Below are 24,704 nucleotides of genomic sequence, written 5' to 3'. Positions count from 1 at the left end.
TAACTTGCCCTGCCGCTGCCAGCTTCATGCGAAACAAGAGTGCATTCCAATTCAACAGCAGACGAATGTCCATGAATCCAGTACAATGGATAAGGGCTCGCAACCTAATCATTAGACAACTCAGAGAGGATAGACAGCATGAACAATTGGGTACGAAGCACAGCTGCAGCCGCGCTGCTCTGCCTGGGTCCGCTGACACCGGCAGCGCAGGCAGCAAATGTAAGCAAGCAGTGGATACATACGGACGAGCCTGCCTTTGGCAGTGCCGCGCACAGTGTGCAGGCCGTTTCGAGCGGCGGCTGGATTGCAACTGGAACTATTTGTCCGATGAAGAAGGCGTGCAAGCCATTATGGTTAAGGTTGATGCGGACGGCCATTTCGAATGGCAGCACGTTTACGAGAAAGGCTATGAGCGGATATGGTCCGTTGCCGAGATTGCCGATGGCTATATTCTGCCGAATGATATCGGTTCCGCTGCCGGCGAGCAGCCGGTGCTGACCAGAATCTCAGAGGATGGCGAGCCGGTGGAACAGATACGGCTGCAGCCAGGAGTAGGACAGCCTCACTCCTATCTGTATGTTTCGCAGGTAGCAGCAGGCATGGACGGCGGCTTTATCGCCGGGCTGCGAACAGGCCAGAGTCAACTCGGCCTCGTTAAAGTGAGTGCAGACGGCAAGGCGGAATGGCAGCGCCAGTATGCGCCGCAATTTTCCCGAGCATTCTTCCAGATCGAAACGGGCGACGTTATGGAATGGGTTTCTCGTGTTATAAAACAACGCCTCCGACAAAGCTGCCTTGGCAGCTGTCGCGAGGCGTTTTGGTCTTCATGCGGAATTCGCAATGAGCAGGGCACGCGTTAATACCCGCGTTCATACTGCTGAGGAATTTCGGTTCGATCGCTTTTTAATGCTATCGCGGCATGTGTTGCCCAGTACGGGTCCCGCAGCATGCCGCGGGCAATCGCGATGAGATCAGCATCCTCGCAACCCAACACGGCCTCGGCCAGTGCCGGATCTTCCAGACGGCCAACCGCAATAACTGGGACCTGCAGCGCTTCCCGAATGCTGCGGGCGAACGGGACTTGATAGCCCGGGTAACTGCCCGGCTTGCGGGTTCCAGGCAAGCCTTCTCCGCCAGAGCTGACATGGAAGGCGTCTACGCCTGCCTCCCGATACGCTCGGCACAGCGCAATCGCATGATCGATGTCATAGCCGCCGTCTGCATACTCGACTGCGGAAATCCGGAATACCAACGGCATGTCCGCCGGCATTTCCCGCTTCACGGCTTCAATCACCTCACATCCAAAGCGCGCCAAATCTTGTCCATATTCATCGTCCCGCTTATTGGTCAAGGCCGATTGAAATTGATGAATCAGGTAGCCGTGCGCACCATGCAGCTCCAGCATATCGACCCCTGCCTGTACGGCCCTGCGCGCCGTATCCCCGAACTTGCGGACCATCTGCTTCACTTCTTCAGTCGAAAGCGCGCGGGGCGTCTTGTAGGCCTCTCCAGGGAAAGGAATCGCCGATGGCGCCACGGGCTCCGCAGCATCTTCGGCTTTGCGTCCCGCATGGGCGATCTGAATGCCAACCTTGGCCCCGCTCGCCTGGACGCTTTCGATTATTCTCGCGAAAGCCGGGGTCTGGTCATCCGACCATAAACCGAGATCGCGATTCGTAATGCGTCCATCCGGCTCCACGTCTGTCATTTCCATGATGATGAGACCGGTGCCGCCAACTGCGCGGCTGACATAGTGGACATAATGCCAATCATTCGGCCTGCCGTCTTCGGCTGTGACCGAGTATTGGCACATTGGCGCCATGACGACGCGGTTCTTCAGCTCCAATCCCTTCAGCTTGAATGGGGCAAACAACTTGCTCATGTTCTGCATCCTCTCTGGTTCCGTCTTTGCAATCCGTTATCTTCTCAACCCTTTACAGCAGCCAATGGGCCATCAGGACAATGATGGGCAGCGCGATGAGGGTGCGCAGCACAAAAATCAGGATCAAATCCTTTAAGCCGATCGGCAATTTCGATCCCAGCAGCAGCCCCCCCCACCTCTGACATATAGATCAGCTGCGTGACCGACAGGCTGGCTATCACGAACCTCGTTAGCTCGCTTTCGATGCTGCTGCCCAGAATAGCGGGCAGAAACATGTCTGCGAAACCGACGACCATGGTTTGCGCCGCCGCAGCCGCCTCCGGCACCTGCATCCACTCCAGAAGCGGCACGAAAGGCGCGCCGAGCCAGCGGAACAGCGGCGTATATTCCGCAAGAATGAGGGAAATCGTGCCAAGCGTCATCACAATGGGCAGCACGCCAAGCCACATGTCCAGCACATTGCTCATCCCGCTTTTGGCAAAGCTTGTGAGCCGATTGTCCGGGTCCTGTGCTTTGCGCACAGCAAGCGACCAGCCCCAACGCCAGGCGCTCGTATTCTCCGGCGTCCCCGACTCCCGCGAGCCCGCCGCTTCGCTGATGTATGTATCCGGCTTGCGGGACAGCGGCGGAATGCGCGGCATGACAAGCGCCAGCACGAAGCCTGTAATCACGATTGTCAGGTAATATGGCATAAGCAGATGCTCCAGGCCCAGCTCGGCCAGCACCACGATGCTGAACGTGAGCGATACGACGGAAAAAGTCGTCCCGATGACCGCCGCTTCCCGCTGCGTATAATAGCCTTCCTCATACTGCTTGTTGGTCATCAGGACCCCGATCGTGCCGTCGCCGATCCAGGAGGCCACACAGTCGATGGAGGAGCGGCCGGGCAGGGTGAAGACAGGACGCATAATCCTCGACATCAACGCACCGCATAGTTCCAAGAGCCCGAAGTTCATCAGCAGCGGCAAGAAAAATCCGGCGAACAAGAACACTGCGATCAACAACGGAAGCAAGCTTTCCAGCAAAAGTCCGCCCGTATCTTCGGAAATCAGCCATTCCGGCCCCCACTCGAGGAGGGTGAGCAGAGCGAAGAGAAACCCTAGCATACGAGCCAGCAGAAGGAGCGGACTTACAGCGAACAGCTTGCGCAGCAGCGCGTGCTTCCGATTTTTCCTTAGGCCGCCGAACGCGTACGCCAAAGAACCGAATAAAGCGACACCCATCAGGACTACTGCGATGAACGGCAACGCCCCGCCCAACAGCGCCTCAAATCCTTTGGCCAGCCATGCAACCGGAATCGTCAGGCCTTCGTTATAAGGCAGCGGGACCATGAACAGCAAAACCCCGGCAAGCGACGGGATCAAAAACTTCAGAACCTGCTGCCGCGTAAAGCGATCTGCATGCGGGATCTTCCTGCTGGATGACATAGGCATATCCCTTCTTTCTTCCAAACGTCTTTATGTAAATAGGTACGTAAAGATCCGGTATGTCATGCTTGGCCAGCATGCCCTATAGTGTGCATGGATCAGGGCAGGACTATTCTGCCAGCATGCTCATCCTTGCTCACTGCGCCCCCCCTCTCCTTCTACTCATTAGCTCCCTCCCCACAACTATCCTTCTGAAGCCTGTCGTTTCCTTGCATGCAGCACGCCGAACTTTTGCCCGTTATTTCTGCTGAATAACTCCTCGGCTATACCTCCACTCTGCTCTAACGGAACCAGGAGACGCTATGTGGTTGATTTAGAGGCATTTGGAATTCTAACGGAACTAGGAGACGCTATTCCGCCCACTTGCGGCCATTCCCCAGCATTTTAACCGCGTTAAGGTCTGTCCGTTCCGTTAGCGTTCCATTTTTAATAAAAGCGGCCTATTAGTGTCGCTCAGTTCCGTTAGCCGAATGTAACCATGACGACCGACGCAAGCCGAGCTTCTACCTACCGCCTCGTACCCCGCTCCCCAACTGCATAGTCTATCCCCTCCCAATACGGTGTTATGTCAACAGCATCCAGCCGGAACATCTCCTTATGCCATCGCTTATTCCCTCCGCTCGATGGCATGCGATAAAATATTCACCAGCTTGCCGAACGGATCGCGCACATAAAATCGCCGAACTCCCCAAGGCTCCTGCACGGGCCCGTATGTGACCTCAAATCCGGCATGCCGCATGCGCGCGAGAGCCTCGTCGAGGTCGTCCACTTCAATGGACAGGTCCGGTACAGGCGTATCCGAACCTCCTTGCGAGGCGAAGCTGATCTGCCCCTTCATCTCTTGCTGCACCCCATAGGTGGCGATCCAGCCGAAATCCATCCACAATTCGAGTCCCAGCACATCCCGGTAGAATGTTTTCGCTGCTGCAATGTCTGAAGTAGCGATATTGGCAACTATTCGTTTCACCTGCATCCAATTCTCTCCCAGTTACCGTTTTTTCGCTTATTACCGCCATCGTTCGCTTGCGTTGTCTCTTGTGATCAATATAGCATAGGGACATATTTCTGACAGCTATTTGTTTGACCTTCTGCCTTAGTCACAACTCAAGCCACAACTCAATTGTCTAATCCAAATATGCAAATCATAGTAGTCAAAATGCAAATGATCCTTTACATTTTGACGGAGATCATTTACAATTCATGATGATGATGAAGAAAGGAATCGTTGCGCCATGCTGGAGAATAAGGTACGCGAACTGCGAGCACGCTACAAACTGTCACAATCCGATTTGGCCGATCTGGTAGGCATTACCCGACAAACGGTCGGGCTGATCGAGAAAGGCGACTATGCTCCATCCGTTACACTCGCGCTCAAATTGGCCAAAGCCTTTCAGACATCGGTCGAAGAGGTGTTCTGGCTAAGCGACCAGCAGGAGGGGGGAAAGGGAAAGCATGCTTAGTCGAATGATTCGCTCACCATTTACGGCGCTCGCCATCCTTGCCTTGACCATCGGGCTCTTGTGGATGCACTTTATCGCACCGCCCTCTTTGGAGCCTTATCGCCCCTGGGTGAAGCTTGGCGCTCTGCTTCTTATCACGCTATTTATAATTCTCGTGCTGATCCATAATCGGCGCCATCCGCACAACAAGCTCAGCTTGTTAAGCTGGACGCCCTACGAGTTCAAGGAAGAAGACGAAGGCATGAAGTGGATAACGCTGCAAGCCTGCCGCAAAGTATATATGTTTTACTATTTCGCTATTCCTGCCGGCGCACTGCTTATCGCCGTCTTCCATTCCTATTCGTTCATGCCGCTCTTGATGCTGTTCGTATTGGGAGGATGTCAATATTGGATTTACTGGCGGGAAATAAGAAAATACCTCCAACAGGAGAAAGGTTGATGTTTCGATGCTGTTTCTAGTATACTTGGCCGTCTTTCTATTGGCCGCGACGCCATTTCTCGAGGTTGTCGGCGTCATCCCCATAGGCGTGGCAGCAGGCCTGCCCGCACTGAATGTGACGATCGTAGCCTTGCTCGGCAATCTGGCGACGATCTGGCTGCTGATCTTACTGATTGACAAATTCAAGCAATGGCGGGCAAGACGGCAAGCCAGCAAGGGACAGGCTGCTGAAGGCAAGCGCCATAAGAGGGCCGCGCAAATTTGGAAGAAGTACGGGCTGCCCGGATTGGCCATCATCTCTCCGTTTCTGATCGGCAGCCATCTGGGAGCGATGCTCGCCATGAGCTTCGGCGGAACGAAGAGGCTCGTCGGCATCTGGATGACCGCCAGTATTGTGGCGTGGTCCATCTTGGCTGGCATTTTCTCACACTATGGCGTGGATTGGCTCTTTAGCCAAACCGGACGAGATGGATTTCTCGTTGACTTCCTGAGAGACCAATCCTGACGGGGAGGAGAATCCTCGTCTGCTTCTAGTGGAACAATCCAGACGGGAGAAGGCTGCGCTGGAAAAAGTCAAGAATTGGCTCTGATTCGTTGGCGTCAAAGTCGGCCATTTTGTGTTCGAATGGCGGTTGGATTCTATTGATAATATGACGCACTCTTGTCATATTCCCTCTGGTACTATCGTGATAAACGATGCCAAGGAGAAATGGTCATGTCGAAGAAAGTGGATTATAAAAAAGATTTCAAGCATTTATATGTGCCCGGCACTTCTCCGGAAATCCTCGAGGTGGGGCCTATGCCCTATTTCATCCTGCAGGGAGAGGGCGATCCGAATACCGAGCCATTCGCCCAAGCGACCGAGGCGTTGTACAGCATGAGCTATGCGGTGAAGATGTCTTACAAGAGCGACAACGTGCCGGCAGGCTACTATGCCTACACCGTCTTCCCCCTTGAAGGGATATGGGATTTGATCGATTATGCCAAGCCAGCGACGGACAAGAGCAATCTTCGCTACACGCTGATGATTCGCCAGCCAGATTTCATGAACGAAGCGCTTTTCACACGGTATCTAGAACAGACGAAGGCCAAGAAGACCAACCCCCGCTTGGACGATATTGTGTTCAGCGAAGTAGCGGACGGCCTCAGCTGCCAAATGATGCACATCGGCAGCTATGATGAAGAACCCGCTAGCTTTGCCAGGATGGAAGCCTTCTGCGAGCAACAGGGCTACGTCCGCACCAGCCTCACGCACCGCGAAATCTATCTGTCCGATCCGCGTAAAACGGCTCCCTACAAGCGGAAGACCGTACTGCGCTTCTCTGTGGAGAAACGATAGAGCGAACCGAACAGCACGAGCCGATCACCGTTGATCATGTCCGCTGTGTCGGAGCAACTGTGTTCGAATCTAACCGCTAACGGAAGTGAGAGACGCTATCGCAGTGGATTCAGGCGTTTTTTCATTTTAACGGAACTGGGAGGCACTATTGCGCTTCAATTGGACGATTACCCGATAGTTTGCCGTGATTAAGGTCTCCTGCTTCCGTTAGAATTTAGAACGCGCTGTTTTCGGGGAAATAAGGGTTGTCATTTCCGTTAGAATGACAAGCCCTATGATCAACGCCTCTTCGCTATGCGAGCAACCTGCATATTCAACCGCTCATTCCAGCGGGTTCCGCCTCATGTCCTCGTACTACTGGTTTTTGCGTCCTGCAGTGCAAGAGACTTCAGGTATCTGTGTCGGCTGCAGCGTTTTTTACTTTTGACCCATTTTACATGCTGCATGTGCAGGGTGGCATCAACGAGAGTGACGTCTGCCGAACCGCTGGCAGGGTTGCTTCGGAGACTGAGGCTTCTACGCAGGCTTCGATGAATGCTGGCAGATGCCGGGAGTGTTTACAGCTTGATGCGTGCTTGAACTGCCCCATTCGTCCACCACCGACTTCGGCGGATACTTGCCAATAGCGTCTGCGACCAGGTCAGGCAAAGAAAAAAGACCTCCGCATGGAGAAGTCTTCTTTCTGCTCTATGGAACGCAGATGCCAGCGGCGCCGTTACTGTGCCAGACTCGGCTCGCCTTCTTCCCGCAATTGCTTGCTTCGCAGCTGGCCGCAGGCTGCATCGATGTCAGTACCATGCTCCAGGCGCACGCTGCAGCTGAAGCCGCGCTTTTTCATCGTGTCGAAAAACGCCCGCACGGTGCTTTCCTCGCTGCGTTGGTACTGGCTGTGCTCGTCGACCGGATTGTACGGGATCAAATTCACATGCACCGATCCTTCCCGGCCTCGCAGCAATTCAGCCAGCTCCAACGCCTGCTCGACACCATCATTCACATCCTTCAACAAGATGTATTCGATTGTCACCCGCTGATTCGTCCGTGCGATGAAGTCATCGATTGCCTCCATTAGCTCCTCGATCGGAATCGCCCGGTTGATCTTCATAATGCGGGTACGAAGCTCGTTGTTCGGCGCATGCAAGGACAGCGCCAGATTGACGCGCAGATTCAGATCGGCGAACGCCCGGATCTTCTCTGCCAGCCCGCTCGTCGAGACCGTGATGTGACGCGGTCCGATCGCCAGACCCTTCGGGTCCATCACGATCCGCAGGAAGGCGATCAAATGGTCAAAGTTGTCGAACGGTTCGCCGATGCCCATGACCACCGTGTGCGTGACTCGTTCGCCGCGGCCTGCCTCGTCGAGATAGCGCTGCACCTGCATAATCTGCTCCACAATTTCGCCGCTGGCGAGATCCCGCTTCTTCGCCAGCAGACCGCTGGCGCAAAAGCTGCAGCCGATATTGCAGCCGACCTGCGTCGTCACGCATACGGTCAAGCCGAACTTGTGCCGCATCAGCACGGTCTCGATCAAATGGCCGTCCGCCAGCCGGAACAGAAATTTCACGGTCCCGTCCCGGGACTCCTGCTGCACATGCACGTCCATGCTCCCGATCAACAGCTGATCGGCGAGCAACGCTGTACACGTTTCCGGCACATCTGCCATTGCAGCGAAATCGGCCGCCCGCTCGCGGTAAAGCTGTTGCCACACCCGCGATGCCCAGTACTTGCTATATCCTCGATCCTCCAGCCAAGCAGCAAGCTGATCGAATGTGTATCCATAGATGGATGGTTTGCTCATGGTTGTTCCCCATTTCGTCTTCCTCGTGGTGGTCGGACTTACCCGACTTTAATATCGAGCAGCTCATACTTGATGACGCCGGCAGGGGCATTCACTTCGATGGTATCGCCTACTCGCTTGCCTAACAGCTCCTTGCCCAGCGGACTTTCGTACGAAATTTTATTCGCCGCCACGTCCGCTTCCTCGGACCCGACAATTTTATATTCCACTTTCTCGTTGAATTCCTGATCGTCCAAGACGACCGTACAGCCAATTTGGACGTGGGACAGATCGCGGTTTTCGATTTGCACGACTTTGGCCTTCTTCAACAGCTTCTCGATGGTGAGGATGCGCGACTCCATCATCGCCTGATCTTCCTTGGCGGCATGGTATTCGCTGTTTTCCCTCAGGTCCCCGTAGCTGATCGCCAACTTGATCCGTTCGGCCATTTCCCTGCGCTTGACGTTCTTCAGCTCATCGAGCTCGGCCTCCAGCTGGGCCAGGCCTTCCTCGGTCAGCACAACCTCTTCCTTGGTCATATCGCCACACTCCTGTTTTTTCTGTATTTGATTCTATTGTAGCCTTTTCCGGATGATCTATAAATAGCATTGCTTCAATCTTTTCCCCCTAAACCCTATCCTGCGCGCGAAATTCCTGCAAACAAAAAAAAAAGCGGGGGCATGGACGCTCCCCGCATACTTGCAAGCTCACACGTTATAGAGTTGGCGCTCTTAGCGCCGTGTCGCTGTTCTTCAGGTCCACTTCAATCTGCTCGTTCACATTCCAGGGGTGGTACTGGCCCTGCTCCATCATGTACGCAAAAATCCGCTCATGCATGTCGATCGCTTCCTCCAAGTGACGCATGAGCAGTTCCTTCACTTCAGGTGTCCCTGCCTCTGTGGCCGCCATGGCGTAGTTGCGCACGCCGCTCTTGGCAGATATCAACAGATCCATCGCGACCACTTGGTCGGTTAAGGTGTGCATCCCCGTCAGATGCTCAATCAATGTATTCATTTCATGTCCCCCCGCTGCTTCGCCTTTGTCAATACCTCGCGCAGCTCTTGCAGCTGTCGGGTGGACAAGTCAACATCCTGCTGCATGATTTGCTTCAGCCTCTCGTCGGAGACCAACCCCTTCATCGTCTTCGACTTCGTCAGGCAAAGCGTTTTGAACGCCGTGATTTCGTGCAGTTCCAGCGCTTCATGCAAGGCATAGCTCATCGAATGTACCCCGCTTTCTAATATCGCTTTTTTTGGGAATCAAGGCTTTAGCATGACTTTGATGCAGTTATCCGTCTTGGCATCGAATAGTTCATATCCTTGCTTGGCTTCACTTAGCGGAAGCACATGGGTAATGATGTCCCCCGGGTCCACCTTGCCTGTCGTCAAGAGCTCGTACATATACGGCAAATAATGAATCACCGGCGCTTGTCCCATGCGGAGATTAATGTTACGCTGCATCAGGTCTCCAAGCGGAAAGCCGTTATAACGGCCGCCATAAATGCCGGTCACCTGAATGGTGCCCCCCTTGCGGACGGCCTGCGATGCTATAACAATCGGACTTAGCGTGCCTCCTTGCAGCTTCAAGCCGCTCGCCAGAAATTCCAGGTCGCTCATCTTGCCGTCCATGCCGACGGCATCGATCACGACATCGGCTCCGCCCTGCGTCATTTCCTTCAGGCAGCTGCCAATATTGGACTCCTGTTCAAAGTTGACAGTCTCCACACGATTGGTGCGCTTGGCGTGCTCCAGCCGATACCCGACATAGTCGACCGCGATGACGCGCTTCGCGCCTTTCAACCAGCAAAACTTCTGCGTCAGCAAGCCGACCGGACCGCAGCCAAGCACGATCACGGTATCGCCGTCTTTGACTCCCGCGTTGTCCACGCTCCAATAAGCTGTCGTCATAGCGTCTGCCATCAGCCCAAGCTTCTCGTCTTCGACTTCACTATCCTCCGGCACCTTGAAGTGCGTGAAATTGGCGAACGGCACGCGCAAATATTCCGCCTGCCCGCCTGCATAGCCGCCGGTTGACCCGGAATAGCCGAAGTAGGCGCCCATTTGCCCATTTTCATTCGCATTGTCACATTGGCTCTCCAGTTCATTTTTGCAATACGCGCATTGTCCGCACGCGATGTTGAAGGGAATGACAACGCGGTCGCCCTTCTTCAGATTGCGTACGTCGGGACCGACTTCCTCCACAATGCCCATCGGTTCATGGCCGATGACGAAATCCTCCTGCATATTCGGAATCATGCCGTGAATCAGATGAAGGTCAGAGCCGCAGATCGCCGTGGTCGTAATTTTGACAATCATATCATCCGGCTTCTCAATCTTCGGATCAGGCACTTCCTTGACAGCGATGTTCTTAACGCCTTGATAAGTGACCGCCTTCATGCTTCGCTCCTCCCCAGCTTCGCATCCGGCTCACGGTCAAACATGCCCTTGCGCGATGTATCGCCGGGGAACAGGTCCATCTCACTGATCATCAGGGTGTTCTTCGCTGCCAGTTGATCCAGCTTGTACTGCTCCTGCAGCTCGTGGGGATGGAACCACTTCTTGCGCATCATAAGCTCCGTTACTTCCTGATGCATGGCAATCCCCTGCCGCAGCTGCTTGCGCAAGACAGAGCGCAGCTCAGTGGAAGCGGTCTCGGTCAGCGCAATCGCCATATTGCGGACACCCTCCTTGGCCCGCATCATCAGATCCATCGCAAAGGTCATATCCGCCAGCTCCGGCATGTGCCGGGCGTTGCTCGGATCGAGATAATCTTGATTCATGTTCGCGCGTTCCCTTCTATTGTAGGATAGGCGTGGGCCGACTCTCCGGAACCGGCGCCTGAAACGGAGCATTCTCGTAGATCGCCTGCAGCTCCGTCAGGTCTTGCTTCGTCTGCACGACGTCTTTTTGCATGAGCGCCTTCAGTTCTTGGTCGAATACCAAACCTTGCATAAGCTTCGACTTGGCCAGACACAGCGTTTTGAAATTGATGATTTCATGCAAATCAACCGATTCGTGCGCTGCCAATAGCTGGGGTTGTGCTTGCTGCTGCATGGATGCACCTCGTTTCATCTTTCTTATTGGCCATTTGGTCACCCGTATTTTGTCCGCAATCGGCCGACCCTAATCAAGATGGGCTTCTATTGCCCGAATGACCTATCCTGTCTAATAAAAAAAGGGCTGTTCCCGGCCGAAGGCCAGCGTGTCTGGTATGCCAGAGCTTTCGCTGTTCGGTAGGGGTGGCCCTTTTGGCGTTTGGCGCCTCCATCTGCAATTATGAGATAATCTTGCCAGGCGTCGTAGGCGAGGTCGGGAAGGTAGGCACGAACTGCTGGATTAAATATTGATAAATAGCGGTTTCTACAGAGAGGCCCCTGGCCTGAATGCCTTGATTCCCGAACAATGCGTTGAATTCCAGAATATAAAATCGATCGCCGCTTATCATCACATCAAAGCCTGCATGGTTGATATTCAGCTCCCTGGCTACCCGAAGAACCAGCTCACAGGCTTCCCGCGGCACAAAGTCGAAGCATATGTCCCCGCCCTGCGCTACATTGTGGAGAAAAGAGCCCTCAGGACAAACCTTCCAATATGCGGTGAATACTTGATCGCCAACGACACAAACGCGCAGTTCCTTGCCGTCGTTCTCCAGGTATTCCTGAACGTACAGCACCTCGCTCTGCTCCGCATACCTTCGGAAATCTGCCTCCCTCTCAATCAGGAAAACCCCGTTGCCTCTTGCGTTCCGGGCTTCCTTGGCTACGAACGGATAGGGAAAGGCGTTCAGCACATAATCGATATTGGCCGCTGTGTTCGCCATGATTTCCGTGTACGGTACATTTTCCGGCGCAACGGTCCACAAGGCCCGCGTCATGTCCACCTTGCTGAACCCGAGCTGAAGCGTCTCTATGCTGGGGAAAATATGTTTCTTCAACCCGTAGACCAATGCAGGCACCTGCCAGGTTTCCGGGAACAAGACCACATCAGCCTCCCGGATTGCATCGATTTCCTTGAACATTAAACTAGGTTTGATGTAGCGGACATCGGGCAGCCCCAATGTCCGGTACGCTTGAAAGGTAATCAATTTCATCAATCGTCACCACACTCCAGATCGATAAAATGCCGGCAATCTTCTTCATCATAGCACCATCGCCGGAAATTTCAATCTCCGATTGCTGCCGCTTAAGGCGTGCCCTAGCTATGTTTCACTTTCTCTTGAAGCCGTCTTCGGTCGGGTATAAAAATCTTCTTCTGCTCGATAGAGATGATGTTCTCCCGCTGCAGCTCCAGCAGGCTCTTCGTCACCGTTTCCCTGACCGTTCCGGACAAATCCGCGATCTGCTGATGCGTCCATCTCGTATTGATCCAGACACCCTCCGACTTGGGCACGCCATATTCGTCAGCCAGCCGCAAAATGGTCTTATAAATACGTGAAGACGCGTCGAGCAGTGTCAGGTCCTTGATCATCTCGTTCGATTGACGAATGCGATGCATAGCCAGGTGGAGCAGATGAATACAGATGGACGGATGCTGGACGATCAGCTCATTGAAATCGTGCTGCTTCAGTACATAGAAGGTGCTCTTCTGAGTGACTTCCACCGTGGCGGAGCGCGCCTCGTCCTTCTGAATAACCGCCATTTCGCCGAAATAATCGCCCGGGAATAAATATGCCAGGACAACTTCCTTGGATTCGCCGGTCCGGTATACCTTCACCTTGCCTGCCTTGATAATGAACAATTCATCCCCCGGATCACCCTCGAAGAATAAAATCGTCCCCTTCTTATAGGTACGCTCGCTCATAACATTTCGAATCCGGGACAAGTGCTCGGCAGACAGCTCGCTGAAAAAATCCACACGCCGCATCCATGCCTCAAAGCAATCCATCACGCTTCCCCCTTCTTCAGTCAGACGCCTGTCGGGCACGGAACTTCCATGCTTCATTGTGCACGTCCCTTGGCCTTGGAACGTAAGCATCTTTTGTGCTGGTCGTTCCTTTGCTCGCGGGTCATGCAGCGTACTGCGTCCGGGATTGGCCGCAGCCGGGAAAGCCCGAATCATCATTCGCATTCCCTTTCTTGCAGCCTCCATTATACAAGAATGACTGGCCTTCGAGAAGCGTTAACGGAAAGCAGACCGGAAAGCAATCCCTGTGTGAGCGCCAGCTTGTCTAGCAGCAAGGTCGGATGAGTGACTGTTCCTTCGAAACTATGTCCGAAACACAAGAGACGCATTGTGCCCGCCGAATCCGAAGCCGTTGGACATTGCTGTTCGTATCGGCACCGCTCTCGCTATATTGGGAACATAGTCCAATCGGCATGCAGGGTCGGGCGTCTCGTAATTGATAGTCGGGGGGACAATCCCGCAGCGCAAAGCCTGAATGACAGCAACTGCCTCTATAGCGCCGGCCGCTCCAAAAAGATGTCCGGTCATCGATTTGGTCGAGCTGACCAAGGGCATTTTGCCGCCTGCTCCGAATAGCGATTCAATCGCCTTCGATTCAGCGGCGTCTCCGAGCGGCGTCCCGGTTGCATGCGCGTTAATATAGTCTACGCTTTGCGGCGAAAGCCGCGCATCCTCAAGCGCTTCCTTCATCGCTTGGCAGGCTCCTTTCCCCTCCGGGTCCGGGGCGGTCATATGATAGGCGTCAGCCGCCGTCCCGTAACCGATTATCTCCGCCAGAACGGCCGCTCCTCGTGCCAGGGCGTGATCCCGTTCCTCCAAAACCAGCACGCCGGCTCCCTCCCCCATCACGAATCCGTCGCGATGGAGATCGAACGGCCGGGATGCCCGTGCCGGCTCCTCATTGCGAACGGACATTGCCTGCATATTGCTGAATCCGGCGAAAGCCAGCTCATGCATAGGGGCTTCCGTTCCGCCGGCTATCATCGCATCCGCTCTCCCGCTGCGAATCAGATGAAAGGCCTCCCCGATAGCATGATTACTCGTCGCGCATGCGGAGACCGTTGCCATATTCGGCCCTTTCGCCCCCATGCGAATGGAGATGAGTCCTGCTGCCATATTGCCGATCATCATCGGGATCATGAATGGACTGACTCTCTTCGGCCCCCTTTCCAAGAATGTCCGGTGGTTTTCAAGCAATGTATGCAATCCGCCAATGCCCGTGCCGACATAAACGCCGACCCGCTCCGGCTGATCCGCGATATCGAGCCCTGCCTGATCTATTGCCTGCTGTGCTGCGGCTATCGCAAACTGCAGATAACGGTCGTATTGCCGAACCTCCTTCGCGCTCATATATGACTCCGGTCGGAAATCACGCGCCGTTCCGCCAATTCGTGTCGCTAATTGAGAACTGTCAAAGTGCTCAATCTCGGCAATGCCGGACACACCTGCAGCTAGCTGGTTCCAGAATTGTTCCACATTGCAGCCAAGCGGCGAGATGACACCCATTCCCGTCACAACTACGCGTTTCATCCTTCCATCAGCTCCTTGTTTTCATTTTCAACGCTAAATTCCAAGACCGTTCGGTCTGTTTTTACTGCAAAAAAAAATTAGCTGTTTCGCACAAACTGGTTTATATACTGGGTTAACGAAGAAATCGCCGTCCGCAGAGGACGTTCCTCATCTCTCAATTTGCTCAGCATGAGCGCGCCTTCTATGGTAGAAACGACAAAAACAGCTACCTCTCTCGCGTCCACCGCTGTCCTTATGTCTCCCGTCCGCTGTCCTCTCTTGATAATAGAAGCGATCCTGGCAAGCAATCGATTCATAGATTGATTAGCCTTCTCCTTCAGGAAAGGGTAAGCGTCATCCGACTCGACCGCCGCATTCATGATGGGACATCCTCCGGGCACGGGACGGCCGTGATATAAATCCTTCGCTGCGTCAATGAGCGCCAGAAGCTGGTCAGCCGCATGGGAATGGCGGGATACGGCTTGTTGAAAGTGCGCGTCCAGCTTGTTCACACAGTAGTGGAACACCTCGGTGACGATCTCCTCCTTGCTGCCAAAGTGATTGTAGATCCCTCCTTTCTTCAATCCGGTAGCCTCCATGATTTCTGACAAGGAGGAGGCATAATATCCCTTTTGGTTCAGGATATCCGCTGCTTTGGCAATGATGTTCGCTTTCGTCTGCTCCCCTTTTCGCATCGGCACCCCCGCTTTTTTGAGACCTATCGGTCTTTTTTTATGATTGTACCCGAAGCCGACCCTTCTTGCAATTCCGTTTTGGCCCGATGAAGCGCCGTGCATGCACGCAAGTATAGGCACCCTTGACCCAATCTTGCATGAAGCAGGTTCATGACGCTCATATTATTAGGTACGAAAACCATGCGAACGGGCAAGTCTGCGAGAGCTCTTCCGGCAGATTGCACCCGGCGTGTATTTCCTGAGAGAGGATGAGTGTGAATGGATTTGCCTTCCAAGTACGGCTCGAGAAAGCTGGTGAAGGAGCCCTTTCAGCATCAACAGCTGCTGCGGGATATTTGGGGCGAAGCATGGGGAGTGTCTAATGAAGTCGGCCAGATCAAAAAAGCCTTGATGCATCGCCCTGGCACTGAGGTCGAGCAGCTCCATTCCGGGGCAAGCCAGATTGAGTCAGGACCTGTATTGCTCCAGAGCATCAAGGGACAGTCGCGGCAGGACAGGGGGACGGAGAAAAAGCCATCCTTGGAACGGCTTGTGTCTCAATGGGAAGGCGTGCGCCAGGCGCTGCAGCATGAAGGCATTGACGTCGTCGAGCAGAAGGACAGCCGGCAACCATGGCCAGAGCAGCTGTACACCCGAGATTTGGGCATGGTCATCCCCGGAGGCGTCATCTTGTCCAGATTGGCGCTGTACATCCGCTACGGGGAAATTCGAGCCACGGCGGAAACGTTGGGGCATCTGGGTGTGCCGATACTGGGCGCTGTACAGGGTACGGGATTTGCGGAAGGCGGCAGCTTCGCGATGCTGGATGACCGAACAGCTGTAATCGGACGTTCGGAACGGGTCAATCCAGCGGGGATTGAACAGATTCGGCATATCCTCGCTATCCAGCATATCGAGCTGCTTGTTGTCGATCTGCCCGCTTCCATCATTCATTTGGATGAAGCGTTCATGATGGTGGATTACCACAAAGCGCTCGTGAACACGGCGCTGCTTCCATATTGGTTTCTCGACGAGCTGAAGTGCCGGGGCATTGAAATGCTGCACGTCGATCCGCAAGATCCGCCGCTCACGATTAACGCCCTGGCCGTTGCGCCAGGGCGTGTAATCATGGCCGACAGCGGCAAACGGACCATCGATCTGCTTGATCGCCATGGCGTATCTGTCATCGCTGTCGAAGCGGATGAAATTTTCAAACTCGGCGGCGGCATTCATTGCATGATCCTGCCGCTCATCCGAGAGTAGCTGGTACTAAGGTCTTGGCGTGAACGCAGTTACTCCTTCAGCTCATAGCTGACGAAGGCCAGCTGCTTGCTGTCAGGCGACCAGGAATTGACGTTCAAGGTCCCTTGCCCGCCAAAAAGCTGGACCAGCGTCCGATAATCGCCGCCTTCGCTCGACATCACTCGAATCTCTACCTGCTTGTTCGGCGGATGATCGCCGGGCTCGACATCGCCTTTGCGATAGGTGATGTAGGCGACCTGCTTGCCGTCGGGCGAAACATGCGGAAACCAATTGTTACTCTCGTCTGTCGTCATTTGGGTTGGATGGCTGCCGTCCGCTTCCATGCGCCACACCTGCATGAGGCCGGAACGCACCGAATTGAACCAGATATGCTTGCCATCCGGCGAATATTCCGGACCATCATCCAGTCCCGGGGTATCCGTTAGCTGGGTCTCCAGCCCTCCGTCTGCCGGAATGGTATAAATGTCATACTGGCCGTTTCGTTCCGCACAATAAGCGAGTGTGCTGCCGTCCGGCGACCAGCCGTGCAGATAGCTTGGAGCCATCGGCGTGATTAGCGTCGGCCTCCCGCCCTCGAGCGGGAAGACATAAATGCGAGACTGTCCGTCTTCCCGCGTATGGTGGCTGACCGCGATATACCGGTTGTCCGGCGACAACACATGGTCATTGTTGCATTGATTCACATAGGCCGACTCAATCCGCTTGCTTGTCTTGGAAGCCAAGTCAAAGGCATAAATATATCCCTGGCTGTTATATATCAGGCGCTGCCCGTCGGCAGTCCAATTCGGCGCTTCTATCAGCTCATCGAACTCTGCCCATACAGTGCGCGCGCCGCTCTCCACATCTACAGTCTCCAAGTAACTCTTGACATTACGGCTCTCAACTTGACGCGGTTCCTTCAATGTGTTCATGGGGCTAATCCCTTCCCTTCTGCTCTCTTCTTGGTCAAATACAAGGCCAGATCATGTCCGACCTGAACCGTATCGCCCTGCTGCACTTGCCGTTGTCCATCGTACAGGCCCCGGCCATCCGGCATATAGCCCCTCCGGACATACAAGCGCTGGGCCTGCCCATAACTGGCATTCATCCCTACACCGATGCCAACCTCCGGGTACTGGGCAAAGGCAATCTGTTCGATGGCATCCATCAACTCCTTGCCAACGCCTTGCTTGCGATATGCGGGAAGCACCTCGAAATTGTTGATCTCCGGTATGCCTGCCGCTTGGAATGGCGGATAATTCGAATGTGCAAGCAAATGCAGCCATCCGGCGAACTGCTTCCGGCGCAGCGCAATCAGTGTCACGCGAGCACCCGATTGATGTTCCGCCCAGCACCTTTCGATGTAGGCCAACGGCTTGCCCATCTGGTTGTCCGCAAGCGCCTGATGAATCACGCGGATGTCCTCCTGCTGCATGCGGCGTATGTGCACGTTCATGGCGGCCTCTCCTTTTTCATATGGTTGGCCTGCTGCTTCTTGCTTTGACGGGGCTCACCTTCATCTGCCTGCCGAAGCCGAGCGCGATAATATGCAAACCTTTACATACCACGGTGCGGGACCTTGCTCGCTGAGGGGGACTTGCCCATTCGAGTGTGGGGCTTGCCCGCCGGGAGACTTGCCCATTCGAGTGTGGGACTTGCCCACCGGGAGACTTGCCCATTCGAGTGTGGGGCTTGCCCGTCGGGAGACTTGCCCATTCGAGCGCGGGGCTTGCCCGCCGGGAGACTTGCCCATTCGAGCGCGGACCTCGCTCCAAGGAGTTTCAATCACTTGCCCCCAAAATTAGCGGAAAATGTTGGTCTTATTTCGCACGTTTGTCAGGGAACCCAGCCAGTAAGGGAATGCTTTGGTCTTATCTGACCGATTCATTGCCGTTCCCCTCCAAATTCGCTTGAATAAGACCACAAACTGGCGTTAACGTAACACCTCGTGTGTAGGTGGCCCAAATAACGCCCTTTTTTCCCGTTAATGGAGCCTCTTATGCCCGTCGGAAGATACCGGATACACTACGCCACGTGGGCACACCAACTTGCCGGCACATTCTTCAGTTCTATGTGTGGACAGGTTCATTATAGTACAAATGCCCCCTCAATCATAGAGCCATTGGAAGCGAATTCATCACCGGCGGCAAAGCAAGCATCCATGGCAGGCGCTACAACCCGCCGCACGAACGAAAACCCCGGCTAACAAACCGGGGCACCACACTTGAAGCTTTCAAACATGCTTCAGGACAGACCGCCACCCTTCACGTCAGGGGGCATGCGAAAGCAATGCGACGAAACGCCGTCTGACTCGTTCACGGGATTTCTTGCGAATGGCCTCAGGACTGACCGTTTACACGTGCGGAGGCGATTCGGCGGCTTCAGCCGGCTTCATCCAGCGAGCAAGCATTCCGTATTTGGGCGAGCCGATAAAGCTGATCATGAACAGGATGCCGGTTGCAAATGCCATAGAGCCGGAGATGGAAGTGTCCAGCCATGCCGCTATCGCGTAGCCAAGGAAGGCCGACAGGACGCCGATTCCTCCGCTAAGCGCCAGCATGACGGCAAGCCGATCTGTCCAGAGGTAAGCACTGGCGGCCGGCGTGATCAGCATGGCAACGACCATAATAGCGCCGACCGCATCGAATGCGGCTACGGTCGTCATCGATACCATCGCCATGAACAGGTAATGCATGAACACGACCGGCAAGCCGAGACTTGCCGCGAGCGCAGGGTCGAATGAGGTGATCTTCCATTCTTTATAGAAGGCGAGAATGATCGCCAGCACTACCGTCAGCACGATGACCAGCATCAGCACCGCTTCCGGGATCGCACCGATGCCGGGCACTTCGACCCTCTCCCAAGGGATAAAGGTGATCTCTCCCATAAGCGCGTGCTGCACATCCAGATGAGCATTGCCTACCTTCGTGGCTATGAGCACGACGCCAATCGCGAACAGCGTAGTAAAGACGATTCCGATAGAGGCTTCCTGCTGAACACCGCGTGTGTGCAGCCATTGCACAAGGACAGCGGTCAGCAAACCGGCAAGCGTCGCACCGATTAACATGTGCCCGCCGCTTAATTCGCGGGTGATCAAGTAGGCAATGACAATGCCAAGGAGCACCGTATGGCTGATCGCATCCGCCATCATGGCCATGCGCCGCAAGATCAACAGACAGCCGATCAAGCCGCAGGACAGGCCAACCAGGGACGCGGTCAACAAGATCCAGCCGGAATAGCTCATCCGCAGCCCCCCCCTCTGCACGGCATTGGCCTGCAGGTTGGAGGCGCGCAGTCTTTTCCGCTGAGCGCGCTGCTGCCACGCCGCTACCAGCAGCCCTTTGCGCAGCCCGAAGGCAAGCGACACCACAAACAGTACAGCGGCGGCGATCACGATGAACGGGCCGGTAGGCCAGCCCTTGCCGAGCGTGCTTATCCAGGTGCCCGCCATGCCGGCTGCCCCTCCGAATAAGGCGGATAGCACCATCATCCAGCCGAACGAATGGGTCCAGTACCTGGCGCTGACGCTAGGCATAATCAACAGCGCAGCCATGAGAATGACCCCCACAGCTTGAATGCCGATGACAATCACAACAACAAGCAGCAGCGTATACATGCCATTCATCACCGAGCGGCTAAGCCCCAATCCCTTGGCGAATGCCGGATCGAATAAATACAGCTTCCATTCCTTGTAGGCCACGAGAGCCGCCACGATGATCAACATTGCAACGATTGCCATCGTATACACATCCCGGCGCACCATCGAAGCGGCCTGGCCGAATATAAAGCTGTCCAAGCCGCTCTGATTTCCGCCCGGCATCCGATTCACCCAGGTCAACAGCATGATCCCCAACCCGAAAAATACGGACAATACCATGCCCATCGCCGCATCCTCCTTCACACGGCTCGAGGAGCGAATCCATTGAATCATCAGGGCGCCGAGCAACGCACTGGCTGCCGCACCTCCTATCATGATTGGCATGTTCTTGCTGCCCGCCAGCACAAATCCGATAATCACGCCAGGCAGCGCCGCGTGAGACAGGGCATCGCTCATCAGGCTTTGCCGCTTCCAATAGGCCAAGCAGCCGACGACGCCGGCTGCCATGCCAAGGAGCAGGGTGCTGGCCAGCACCCATTGCGCATTATGAGATAATCCAGGTATCATCCCGACTTCTCTCCCATCCATCGAATCGCGCCGCCATAGGTCCGGTAAATGTTGTTTTGGTGAAAGACCTCCTGTGTAGGCCCATGGGCAACAACCGTGCGATTCAGCATTAGTACGTGATCAAAGTAATCCTCCACCGTCTGCAGATCATGGTGAACGACCATGACTGTCTTCCCTTTTTGTTTCAATAGCTTCAAGGTATTCATGATCGCTCGCTCAGTGGCGGCATCAACACCTGCCAGCGGCTCGTCAAGGAAATACAGATCCGCATCCTGAACAAGCGCGCGAGCCAAGAACACACGCTGCTGCTGACCGCCCGACAGCTGGCTGATCTGCCGTTCCGCATAATCAGCCATTCCCATCTCGCTTAGCGCCTGCAGAGCCAGCTCGCGATGCTTGCGCTTCGGCCAGCGCAGCCAGCCGATCTTTCCATACAGCCCCATCATGACGACATCCAGCGCATTCGTCGGGAAATCCCAATCAACCGAGCCCCGCTGCGGCACATAGCCAATCCTGGATTTCGCTTTCGCATACGTGGTGCCGAAGAAGGAGACAGTGCCGGATAGCCGCGGATGCAGCTCCAGCATCACCTTGAGCAGCGTCGATTTGCCTGCTCCGTTCGGGCCGATAATGCTTGTTAAGGTGCCCGGCGCAATCTCAAACTGCACATCGGCCAACACCTTGTTTTTTTGATAGGACGCACTTAATTGATTTACGCTGACCACAGGCACCATAAGCTTATTCCGCCCCTTCTCTCAATGCCTCGAAGATCGTATTCACATTATGTCTGAACATGCCAAGGTATGTGCCTTCCTCAGTGCCCGCTTCACCCATCGCATCAGAGAACAATTCTCCGCCCAGCTGCACCTCGAGTCCTTCTGCTTTCGCGCCCTCGATGACCGCATGAATCGAATTCGGATTAATGCTGCTTTCCACGAATACAGCCGGCACTTGATACTCGGTCAGAATCGCAATTGTATCCTCAATGTCCGACAGGCCGATTTCATCTTCCGTGCTCAACCCCTGCAAGCCAACGACTTCAATGTCCAGCATCCGGCCGAAATAGCCAAAAGCATCATGCGCGGTCACCAGTACACGCCGGTCACGGGGAATTTGTCCCATCTTCTCTGCCGCCTCTTCCTTCAAACTATTCAGTTCCTCGAAATACCGCACCTTGTTTGCCTCGAAGTAATCGGCATCGTCCGGCAAAGCCTTCTTCAACTCTTCTGTTGCCGCAGCAAGCGCTTGCTGCCACAAGTCAAGGTCGAACCAAATATGCGGATCTGTCGCGCCTTCTTCATCCTGCAGCAAATCACCGGCATCAATAACATCGCCGATAGCCAGGACCGGCCTGTTCTTGCCGATTTCGTCGAATACCCGCACCATGTTGATTTCCAGACCCAACCCATTGTAAAAAATAATGTCCGCCTGCTCCAGTGTCTGGATATCGCCTTGCGTCGCGTTGTACAAGTGCGGATCCACCCCCGGACCCATCAAGCTCCGCACTTCCACACGGTCCCCGCCTATGACCGAAATCGGATCGGCGATTTGCGCAATCGTCGTCATCACGTTCAACTTCTTATTCGGGTCCAGCTCAGCGCTTCCTTCGCCGCCTGCCCCACAGGCAGACAAAATCAGGGACAGCCCCAAAATCCATGCCGCCAAGCGAAATCTTTGACCTCGAGTGAATACCTTCATGTACTTCTCCTCCCCATGTCCTTCTCTGTATTTGCCGTCTGAACATATATTCAGACAAACCTGCACCGCAACAATTTTGTTTCCCTAGTGCAACTTTTATTCCTGAGACTAAAATAATTGACTTAAGCCATGTTGTCAAGGTTTTTTTTCGCATGGCAAATAACCCTCCATGTTCCGGAGAGCCGGGAATACCGCATTCTCTATTGTCTTGCACCTCGAATTTGAAAAGAAAAAGTCGTCCAATGGACGACAGTTTATGGTAAAATATAGATGTATAACTGACTTGAGTGGGCAGTTCCCTCACAGAGAGGGGGGATAACCATTATGGACACTTTCCAATCGATTATGGCCATGTTAGCGTTCGGAACGTTCCTGTTGGCGCTGCTGACATACATCGAGAAAAGAAAGTAACCCACTCAGGTTCGCGGCCGGGGTGGGTTACTTTTCTGCTGTTGCACCTTAAGGGGTTTTTCCCACTCAAGATGTTATGCGGGAGGGGTGTTGGTCGCGCCCCTCTGAACATTTTTATCATAAATCAACCTTGTCATTCATGCAAGCGATTCGACGCCGACTTCGGGAAAACTTACTATGAGAGCACGATGATTTCAGACAAAAAAAAGGTGGGATTTGCACATGTCAGACCATCAACCGTCACCCCCGGCAGACAAGCACCTTCACCATACTCCTGTCTCGGTCCTCGACCTGGCCCCGATTGTGGAGGGTGGATCGGCCTCAGACTCGTTCGGCCGCAGCTTAGATCTGGCGCGCCATGCTGAGCGTTGGGGCTTTCACCGCTTCTGGATGGCCGAGCATCACAACATGCCGGGTATCGCCAGCTCTGCCACTTCCGTCCTGATCGGGCATGTTGCCGGCGGTACGACGTCCATTCGCGTCGGGTCCGGCGGGATCATGCTGCCGAATCATGCGCCGCTGGTTATCGCCGAGCAGTTCGGAACGCTGGAGTCGCTGTATCCCGGCCGCATTGATCTCGGCCTGGGCCGGGCGCCCGGCACCGATCAGCCGACAGCCCGGGCTTTGCGCCGAAATTCGGGCATGAGCGGCAAGGATTTTCCGGATTTGCTAGACGAGCTGCTGCATTATTTCCAGCCTGCCGGCGCACCGGAACAGCAGACAATTCGGGCGATTCCGGGCGAGGGGCTGTCGATTCCAATCTGGCTGCTTGGCTCTAGCGGGTTCAGTGCGGAGCTCGCCAGTCAGCACGGCATGCCATTCGCATTCGCCAGCCATTTCGCCCCGGATTATCTGATGCAGGCCTTGAGGCTGTACCGCGAGCAATTTCAGCCGGGCTTCCTAAGCACGCCATATGCCATGGTAGGCTTAAGCATCATTGCCGCCGATACGGCGGAGGAAGCGCATCGGCTGGCTACGTCGCAGCAGCAGCAAATTCTAAATATGATCCGCGGCAAGCGCGGACCGCTGCAGCCTCCTGTGGACAGCATGGATGCACTGTGGGACCAGCACGAAAAGCACATCGTTGAAGCCCAGATGAGCTATGCGATCATCGGCGACAAACAGACGGTGAGGGAACGGCTCCACGCAGTGCTGCGAGAAACCCAAGCGGATGAGTTCATCATCGCCACGCAAGTGTATGATCATCAGGCGCGTTTGCATTCGTATGAGCTGGTCTACGAAATCATGCAGGAAGCAAGAGAAGCGGAGCCGCGATAAGAAGGGATGCTGTCTCGACAGTCATTTGTGACTGGAGGCAGCTTCTTGTTATTTGGGTGCAGTGCGAGATTCGTGATACAGGCCTCTCGTTGACCTCGTCTGGATTGACTTTGTCTGGATAATCGTCCCATGCTTCTTGCTGCCCTCTGCATGCACTGTGGAACGGTCCTGTGGACAGCGGCAACATGCTCGAAGTGTATGACGCTGACGGGCCGGGTATCGCCGCCGGACCTCCTGCTGAGTATGTACGATTTTTCACTTCGATGGAGTGCAGCAGGGGGCGGAACCGCAACTTTTATAAGATTATTCGTTCAAAAGGACGCGGAAACCTCGTGTGACTGGCGACTTTGTACGACTATTCGTTCAAAAGGACGCGGAACACCCATGTCACTGGCAGCTTTGTACGACTATTCGTTCAAAAGGACGCGAAAACCTCGTGTCACTGGCGACTTTGTACGATTATTCGTTCAAAAGGGTGCGGAAACCTCGTGTCACTGGCGACTTT

The 24,704-nt window shown here is 54.6% G+C and carries 26 protein-coding genes and 2 pseudogenes; 8 read left to right on the top strand and 20 right to left on the bottom strand.

Annotated features, from left to right (window positions below; all coding sequences use genetic code 11):
* Positions 1-71 precede the first annotated feature (71 nt).
* The gene (locus XYCOK13_RS07810; RefSeq protein ID WP_213411420.1) at positions 72-860 is read left to right on the top strand and encodes a hypothetical protein; all 789 of its coding nucleotides are present in this window, start codon (positions 72-74) and stop codon (positions 858-860) included.
* Here XYCOK13_RS07810 and XYCOK13_RS07805 read toward each other — a convergent pair.
* From XYCOK13_RS07805 to XYCOK13_RS07795, 3 genes and pseudogenes are all read right to left on the bottom strand, one after another.
* On the bottom strand, positions 857-1,882 hold the full coding sequence (locus XYCOK13_RS07805; protein ID WP_213411418.1) for an NADH:flavin oxidoreductase/NADH oxidase: 1,026 nt from the start codon (positions 1,880-1,882) through the stop codon (positions 857-859). The two genes, XYCOK13_RS07810 and XYCOK13_RS07805, sit on opposite strands and share 4 nt — an antisense overlap.
* A gap of 52 nt (positions 1,883-1,934) precedes the next feature.
* Positions 1,935-3,309: pseudogene (locus XYCOK13_RS07800) on the bottom strand (YjiH family protein).
* 607 nt (positions 3,310-3,916) lie between these two features.
* Positions 3,917-4,282, bottom strand: a complete 366-nt coding sequence (locus XYCOK13_RS07795; RefSeq protein ID WP_213411416.1) for a VOC family protein — start codon at positions 4,280-4,282, stop codon at positions 3,917-3,919.
* 259 nt (positions 4,283-4,541) lie between these two features.
* Between XYCOK13_RS07795 and XYCOK13_RS07790 the strand changes: the two genes are divergently transcribed.
* The 4 genes from XYCOK13_RS07790 (at position 4,542) to XYCOK13_RS07775 (ending at position 6,547) form a co-directional block, all read left to right on the top strand.
* Positions 4,542-4,769: a helix-turn-helix transcriptional regulator gene (locus tag XYCOK13_RS07790; RefSeq protein ID WP_213411414.1), complete on the top strand. Its 228-nt coding sequence runs from the start codon at positions 4,542-4,544 to the stop codon at positions 4,767-4,769.
* Entirely contained in the window at positions 4,762-5,208 is a 447-nt protein-coding gene (locus XYCOK13_RS07785; RefSeq protein WP_213411412.1) for a hypothetical protein, read from the top strand. The genes XYCOK13_RS07790 and XYCOK13_RS07785 overlap by 8 nt, the downstream gene beginning before the upstream one ends.
* A gap of 7 nt (positions 5,209-5,215) precedes the next feature.
* Entirely contained in the window at positions 5,216-5,713 is a 498-nt protein-coding gene (locus XYCOK13_RS07780; RefSeq protein ID WP_213411410.1) for a small multi-drug export protein, read from the top strand.
* 210 nt (positions 5,714-5,923) lie between these two features.
* Entirely contained in the window at positions 5,924-6,547 is a 624-nt protein-coding gene (locus XYCOK13_RS07775) for a GyrI-like domain-containing protein (protein ID WP_213411407.1), read from the top strand.
* Positions 6,548-7,262: 715 nt separating this feature from the next.
* Here XYCOK13_RS07775 and rlmN read toward each other — a convergent pair.
* From rlmN to XYCOK13_RS07720, 11 genes are all read right to left on the bottom strand, one after another.
* Positions 7,263-8,342: a dual-specificity RNA methyltransferase RlmN gene (gene rlmN, locus XYCOK13_RS07770; RefSeq protein WP_213411404.1), complete on the bottom strand. Its 1,080-nt coding sequence runs from the start codon at positions 8,340-8,342 to the stop codon at positions 7,263-7,265.
* 38 nt (positions 8,343-8,380) lie between these two features.
* The gene (gene greA, locus XYCOK13_RS07765; RefSeq protein ID WP_213411402.1) at positions 8,381-8,860 is read right to left on the bottom strand and encodes a transcription elongation factor GreA; all 480 of its coding nucleotides are present in this window, start codon (positions 8,858-8,860) and stop codon (positions 8,381-8,383) included.
* A 175-nt stretch (positions 8,861-9,035) separates the two neighbouring features.
* The gene (locus XYCOK13_RS07760; RefSeq protein ID WP_213411400.1) at positions 9,036-9,335 is read right to left on the bottom strand and encodes a spore coat protein; all 300 of its coding nucleotides are present in this window, start codon (positions 9,333-9,335) and stop codon (positions 9,036-9,038) included.
* Complete coding sequence (locus tag XYCOK13_RS07755) at positions 9,332-9,541, bottom strand: hypothetical protein (RefSeq protein ID WP_213411398.1); 210 nt, start codon at positions 9,539-9,541, stop codon at positions 9,332-9,334. The genes XYCOK13_RS07760 and XYCOK13_RS07755 overlap by 4 nt, the downstream gene beginning before the upstream one ends.
* A 39-nt stretch (positions 9,542-9,580) precedes the next feature.
* Complete coding sequence (locus tag XYCOK13_RS07750) at positions 9,581-10,717, bottom strand: zinc-dependent alcohol dehydrogenase (RefSeq protein ID WP_213411396.1); 1,137 nt, start codon at positions 10,715-10,717, stop codon at positions 9,581-9,583.
* Positions 10,714-11,100 (bottom strand): spore coat protein, encoded by a 387-nt coding sequence (locus tag XYCOK13_RS07745; protein ID WP_213411394.1) that lies wholly within the window; start codon positions 11,098-11,100, stop codon positions 10,714-10,716. The genes XYCOK13_RS07750 and XYCOK13_RS07745 overlap by 4 nt, the downstream gene beginning before the upstream one ends.
* A 16-nt stretch (positions 11,101-11,116) precedes the next feature.
* Entirely contained in the window at positions 11,117-11,374 is a 258-nt protein-coding gene (locus tag XYCOK13_RS07740; RefSeq protein WP_213411391.1) for a spore gernimation protein GerQ, read from the bottom strand.
* 220 nt (positions 11,375-11,594) lie between these two features.
* On the bottom strand, positions 11,595-12,410 hold the full coding sequence (locus XYCOK13_RS07735) for an ATP-grasp domain-containing protein (protein WP_213411598.1): 816 nt from the start codon (positions 12,408-12,410) through the stop codon (positions 11,595-11,597).
* A gap of 104 nt (positions 12,411-12,514) precedes the next feature.
* On the bottom strand, positions 12,515-13,387 hold the full coding sequence (locus XYCOK13_RS07730) for a Crp/Fnr family transcriptional regulator (RefSeq protein WP_213411389.1): 873 nt from the start codon (positions 13,385-13,387) through the stop codon (positions 12,515-12,517).
* A gap of 138 nt (positions 13,388-13,525) precedes the next feature.
* Complete coding sequence (gene fabF, locus XYCOK13_RS07725; RefSeq protein ID WP_213411387.1) at positions 13,526-14,752, bottom strand: beta-ketoacyl-ACP synthase II; 1,227 nt, start codon at positions 14,750-14,752, stop codon at positions 13,526-13,528.
* A 77-nt stretch (positions 14,753-14,829) separates the two neighbouring features.
* Positions 14,830-15,426, bottom strand: coding sequence for a TetR/AcrR family transcriptional regulator (locus tag XYCOK13_RS07720; protein WP_213411384.1), 597 nt, complete (start codon positions 15,424-15,426; stop codon positions 14,830-14,832).
* Between the two features lie 258 nt (positions 15,427-15,684).
* Between XYCOK13_RS07720 and XYCOK13_RS07715 the strand changes: the two genes are divergently transcribed.
* Complete coding sequence (locus XYCOK13_RS07715) at positions 15,685-16,668, top strand: dimethylarginine dimethylaminohydrolase family protein (RefSeq protein ID WP_213411382.1); 984 nt, start codon at positions 15,685-15,687, stop codon at positions 16,666-16,668.
* A 29-nt stretch (positions 16,669-16,697) separates the two neighbouring features.
* Here the strand turns inward: XYCOK13_RS07715 and XYCOK13_RS07710 are convergent, their stop codons facing one another.
* From XYCOK13_RS07710 to XYCOK13_RS07685, 6 genes and pseudogenes are all read right to left on the bottom strand, one after another.
* Positions 16,698-17,579: a TolB family protein gene (locus tag XYCOK13_RS07710; RefSeq protein WP_213411379.1), complete on the bottom strand. Its 882-nt coding sequence runs from the start codon at positions 17,577-17,579 to the stop codon at positions 16,698-16,700.
* Entirely contained in the window at positions 17,576-18,103 is a 528-nt protein-coding gene (locus XYCOK13_RS07705; RefSeq protein WP_213411377.1) for a GNAT family N-acetyltransferase, read from the bottom strand. Before XYCOK13_RS07705 ends, XYCOK13_RS07710 begins: the two co-directional genes overlap by 4 nt.
* 897 nt (positions 18,104-19,000) lie before the next feature.
* Entirely contained in the window at positions 19,001-19,891 is an 891-nt protein-coding gene (locus XYCOK13_RS07700; protein WP_213411597.1) for a metal ABC transporter permease, read from the bottom strand.
* 27 nt (positions 19,892-19,918) lie between these two features.
* Positions 19,919-20,812, bottom strand: a pseudogene (locus XYCOK13_RS07695) (metal ABC transporter permease); the annotation flags it as partial.
* Positions 20,809-21,546: a metal ABC transporter ATP-binding protein gene (locus tag XYCOK13_RS07690; RefSeq protein WP_213411374.1), complete on the bottom strand. Its 738-nt coding sequence runs from the start codon at positions 21,544-21,546 to the stop codon at positions 20,809-20,811. The pseudogene XYCOK13_RS07695 and the gene XYCOK13_RS07690, both read right to left, overlap by 4 nt.
* Positions 21,547-21,550: 4 nt before the next feature.
* The gene (locus XYCOK13_RS07685) at positions 21,551-22,510 is read right to left on the bottom strand and encodes a metal ABC transporter solute-binding protein, Zn/Mn family (protein WP_213411372.1); all 960 of its coding nucleotides are present in this window, start codon (positions 22,508-22,510) and stop codon (positions 21,551-21,553) included.
* Positions 22,511-22,834: 324 nt separating this feature from the next.
* Here XYCOK13_RS07685 and XYCOK13_RS21835 point away from each other — a divergent pair, with 324 nt between their 5' ends.
* Both XYCOK13_RS21835 and XYCOK13_RS07680 read left to right on the top strand, forming a co-directional pair.
* On the top strand, positions 22,835-22,921 hold the full coding sequence (locus XYCOK13_RS21835) for a putative holin-like toxin (RefSeq protein WP_280520884.1): 87 nt from the start codon (positions 22,835-22,837) through the stop codon (positions 22,919-22,921).
* 222 nt (positions 22,922-23,143) lie between these two features.
* Positions 23,144-24,199 carry an LLM class flavin-dependent oxidoreductase gene (locus tag XYCOK13_RS07680; RefSeq protein ID WP_213411370.1) on the top strand — a complete coding sequence of 352 codons (1,056 nt, stop codon included), beginning with the start codon at positions 23,144-23,146 and terminating at the stop codon, positions 24,197-24,199.
* Positions 24,200-24,704 lie beyond the last annotated feature (505 nt).

Origin of the sequence: Xylanibacillus composti (genome assembly GCF_018403685.1) — a bacterium.
Lineage (GTDB): Bacteria > Bacillota > Bacilli > Paenibacillales > K13 > Xylanibacillus > Xylanibacillus composti.
The sequence above is the reverse complement of the archived record's forward strand: the minus strand, read 5'-3'. Positions and strand labels throughout refer to the sequence as shown.